Raw genomic sequence first — 3,959 nt, forward strand, 5'->3', positions numbered from 1 at the left:
CCCGAAGACGCCCTGGACTGCGCCTGCGGCTTCTACCTCGGCGACCTGGCGCCCTGATCAACACCCCTCCACGAACTTGCGCGGGGCAGCACTAGCACCACACGCGGCGCACGATGAGCCTGACCGGCAATCAACGAAGCCCCTTGAATCCCCCGGATGCCAGGGGCCTCGGACACGGTCAGGTGACCGTCACTCGTATTCGCGAAGCAGGTCCTCGATACGTCGGTTGGCGACGTCCGGCCGCCCGTCGAGGCACTTCGCGTAGCGGGTCAGCAAGACCTCAACACTGTTACCAGCCCGCTCCTCGACCTCGGTGGGGTCGACGCCCGCATTGAGCCATGTCGACAGCGCCGAGTGCCGAAGGTCGTACGGGCGGCTCGCGAGCGGCGAGGCCGCGACGGCCGGCGGCAGCGCGAGCAGCCGAGCTTCCTGCCACACGCGGTAGAACGTGGAGGACGGGACGATCGACCCCTTCTCGCTGAAGAACAGCTGCCCGTCGCTGGCCGTCCCGCAGGTGGCGCTTTGCTCGCGGAGCACGCCCACGAGGTGGGGCGGGATAGGCACACGCCTGACGTCCTCGGTCGGTCGGTTCTTCAACCCGTGGTCGTCATGGGTCTCCCCCGAATCGGTCCACTGCTTACCGACCGAGGGCGGGTCCGGTGGAGGAGAGCCGATCCCCAGCCCTGCTCAGGAAGGACCAGGTCTGTCTCAGCGATGTCGACCGCTTCAGCCAGCCGGAGGCCACCGAAGTACGTGGCGGCGAACAGGCTCACAAGACGACGCCCGCGAGCGCGCCGGTACCCGCCCACGTAGGAGACGGCCGCCAGGAGATTGCGAGCCTGCTCCGGGTTAGCGACGACGCGAGGGTAAACCTGGTTGGACGCCTTCGGCTTCTGCCAGCGGACTGCCGTGATGGGGTTCTCGCGCAACTCCCCCAGATCGACTGCGTAGTTCGCGGCATTCACGAGCGCCCGGCGCTTACGCCGCACGGTCTCCGCCGCCGCTGCAGTCCCATCGAGCTTGAGTTTCAGCGAATCGAGCACTGCACGAGCCGTGGCGGGTTCAGCGAGATCGGCGAGCGGCCGAGACGCCTTGGCCACCCAGTGAAGGACGTTCCGCACCTCGTCGGGAACGTCCCGGTCGGCAGACCCCGGCAACACGAAGGCCCAGTTGCGCAGCGCCTTGCGGATCGCCTCGTCGGCCGGCCGAGGGGTGGGCTATCCCATCACGCCGACCAGGCATCAGCGACCACGAAGGAGACGACCGTCCCGCCGAGATGGCTGGGCCCGGAGTGCCAGGAGTCGGCGATGGAGTCGACCAAGAGCAGCCCCCGCCCGTGAGCGTCGCTCGCTTCCGGGTGTCGCAGCCGTACATTCGCCGGGAAACCCGGGTTGTGCACCTCGACGCGGAGCAAGGTTCCCTCACGGAACCACTCCACCCGCACCAGCCAGGGGTCATCCGACTTCCCGTAGCGGATGGCGTTGGTCACCAGCTCCGAGATCATCAGCGTGCAGTCATCGATCGAGCAGGCCGGGTTGTACGGAGCGATGAACTTCCGGAACCAGCGCCGAGCCCGGGGTACGGACTCAGGTTCTGGATGCAAGATCATCGCTCCGAGCCGCGGTGAGTCCTGGCAGGGGTATCGGTCGATGGTGTAGGCCATGCGTGCTCACTCCTTGCCGCTGCCGTCGCAGTCGAGGCAGCGCCGCTTCGACGTGGCACGGTTGCGGTCATTGGCCGTGGAGAGCGCAAGCGCCGTTCGGGAGCCGACGCGCTTCCACCCACGCCCCCGACACCCCCGGCAAGCTAACCGCGCACCCTGCTCCGGCCGCCGACTCGTCACGTCGTGCCCCCTTCTCATCCAAGTGGCCTTAGCCACTTCCTGGATAGTGGCATTGGCCACTTCGAGAGTGCAAGCGGTTCGCCGCAACTGGCGAGTCGTCAGGTGAGCGGATAGCCCTGCTCGAACGCCCAGCGATGCGGCGGGTAGGTGGCTTCGGCGAACTCCAGAGGCTGGTCCTGGAGATCGAAGACGACGTGATGGACGATGAGGACCGCGGATCCCGGCTCCAACCGCAGGTCGGCCGTCTCCTCGTCCGTGGCGGCCCGAGCGCACATGCGGTCTTCCGCGTAACTGCCCTGCCGCCCCGTCATCCTCTCGACGTACATGAGCGTCCCTTCCTGGATCCGCTCGGGATCCGTGAGCCTGGGCGCGCGCTGGCCGACGTCCGGAGCGAACCATGAGGTGGACAGCGTGATCGGACCGTCCTGGTTGTTCGTCACGCGCCGGCGGTGCACGGCTCGACGATCCTTCACCAGACCCAAGGCCTCAGCGACGTAATCCGGAGCCTCCAGCCAACCGGCCGAAGTGATTACCGCGTACTCCCCGGGCGTATAGATCTTCCCGGTCTGCCGGGCACGCCCGTACAACTCGCGTGCACGCCGGTTCACTTCGAGGCTACGCACGTACGTTCCCGAGCCCTGGCGCTTCTCGACCAGGCCCTGATGGCTCAGCGCTTCCAGTGACCGCGCGGCCGTGGGCCGGGACACCTTCCAGTTCGCGGCGAGCTGCCGTTCCGAGGGAACTTCGTCCCCCGGCCGCAGGTCACCCCGAAGAATCTGATCACGGATGTAGTGGGCGATCTGGAGATACTTCGGCTGAGCCTCTTCGATCTGAGGCATCTCCCCTCCTTGTCCAACTGGCTATGGCCTTTGGCCACTATAGGGTGAGTGGCCAACCTGTGAACCCGTAGTCTGATCGCATGACGCGGTTGATCGTCGCAGCAGGAGGAGGGGGCGACGCAGTCGCCGCCGCAATGCTTCACGCCGCCCTCTACGGCGACGAGGACCAGGCGGTGATCCTCACGTACGCCTGGGATCGCCTCCTGATTGACCCGCTACCGGGCCCGCGGCGAGCCGCCGACTTCACCGGCCTGGAACGCCTCACCCCGGCCGTCTGGACAGTGCCGGCGCAGGCCCGCCCGATCGCGCCCGCAGGCTCCACACTCCCCCGACTCGCAGCAGAGCTCCCGCACACCTTCGCACTGCTCGACCCCTACCAGGGAGCAGAAGGCCTCACCCACCAACTCGAAGACCTCGTGAGCCACTTGGCGCCCGAGTCCATCGACCTGCTGGACGTGGGCGGGGACGTCCTCGCGCGGGGCGACGAGCCGACACTGAAGAGTCCACTCGCCGACGCCCTCGCTCTGGCAGCGTGCTGCCAGGTGAACGCGCCTGTGCGACTCCTCGTTGCGGGTCCGGGCCTGGACGGCGAGCTTCTGCCGGAAGATTTGGCCACCGCGCTGGGCCCCGTCGTCCACACCTTCACCGCGAGCGACGCGGATGTGATCAGCCCAGTTCTGGAGTGGCACCCATCCGAAGCAACCGCGCTCCTCGTGGCCACGGCCCGAGGCGTGCGAGGCACGTGCGAGATCCGAGACGCAGGACTCCCCGTGTCGCTCACGGACGAGAGCCCGACGGTGCACGAGGTCGACCTGGACGACGCCATCAGCCACAACCAACTGGCCCGAGCCATCATGGCGACCGCGCACCTGGACGAGGCCGAGGCCTACAGCCGCGAGATCTGCGGCCACTCGGAGATCGACTACGAGCGCAACAAGGCTCTGTGGCTCAAGGAGCAGCAGCCCACCAAGCTGGACCCGGCCGCAGTCTGGGCCCAGCTCGACCAGTTCGAGAGTGAAGCCCGCGCCCGCGGGGTCACCCACACGACGTTTCGCCGCATCACCGAGGCCTTGAACTTCAGCGGCTTGCAGCGCGGCGACTTGCGGCAGCTCCTCATCAACAGCCGGCCGGAACAGTACGACGTACCCCTATGGTGCATCGCAGATGCAACCTGAGTAACAACTTTCTTTACGGGTTCAAGGTGGCTCGCTCCGCTCACCGCGGGGGGGGGGGGCCCCCGCCCGCGGCGGCGGCGGGGGGGCCCCCCCGCCCCCCCG

General features: G+C 67.7%; 5 protein-coding genes. 1 reads left to right on the forward strand and 4 read right to left on the reverse strand.

Going from position 1 to position 3,959, the window contains the following annotated elements; all coding sequences use genetic code 11:
- Positions 1-189: 189 nt before the first annotated feature.
- The 4 genes from AB0N06_RS38185 to AB0N06_RS38200 form a co-directional block, all read right to left on the reverse strand.
- Positions 190-564 carry a hypothetical protein gene (locus AB0N06_RS38185; protein WP_366139272.1) on the reverse strand — a complete coding sequence of 125 codons (375 nt, stop codon included), beginning with the start codon at positions 562-564 and terminating at the stop codon, positions 190-192.
- A gap of 29 nt (positions 565-593) precedes the next feature.
- Positions 594-1,043, reverse strand: coding sequence for a hypothetical protein (locus tag AB0N06_RS38190; protein WP_366139273.1), 450 nt, complete (start codon positions 1,041-1,043; stop codon positions 594-596).
- Between the two features lie 182 nt (positions 1,044-1,225).
- A complete protein-coding gene (locus AB0N06_RS38195; protein WP_366139274.1) occupies positions 1,226-1,663 on the reverse strand; it encodes an ATP-binding protein in 438 nt (145 codons plus the stop codon).
- 278 nt (positions 1,664-1,941) lie between these two features.
- Positions 1,942-2,682, reverse strand: coding sequence for a GntR family transcriptional regulator (locus tag AB0N06_RS38200; RefSeq protein WP_366139275.1), 741 nt, complete (start codon positions 2,680-2,682; stop codon positions 1,942-1,944).
- Between the two features lie 80 nt (positions 2,683-2,762).
- Between AB0N06_RS38200 and AB0N06_RS38205 the strand changes: the two genes are divergently transcribed.
- On the forward strand, positions 2,763-3,857 hold the full coding sequence (locus tag AB0N06_RS38205) for a DUF1152 domain-containing protein (protein ID WP_366139276.1): 1,095 nt from the start codon (positions 2,763-2,765) through the stop codon (positions 3,855-3,857).
- Positions 3,858-3,959: the final 102 nt, after the last annotated feature.

The sequence above is a fragment of the Streptomyces sp. NPDC051020 genome, from assembly GCF_040683105.1.
Lineage (GTDB): Bacteria > Actinomycetota > Actinomycetes > Streptomycetales > Streptomycetaceae > Streptomyces.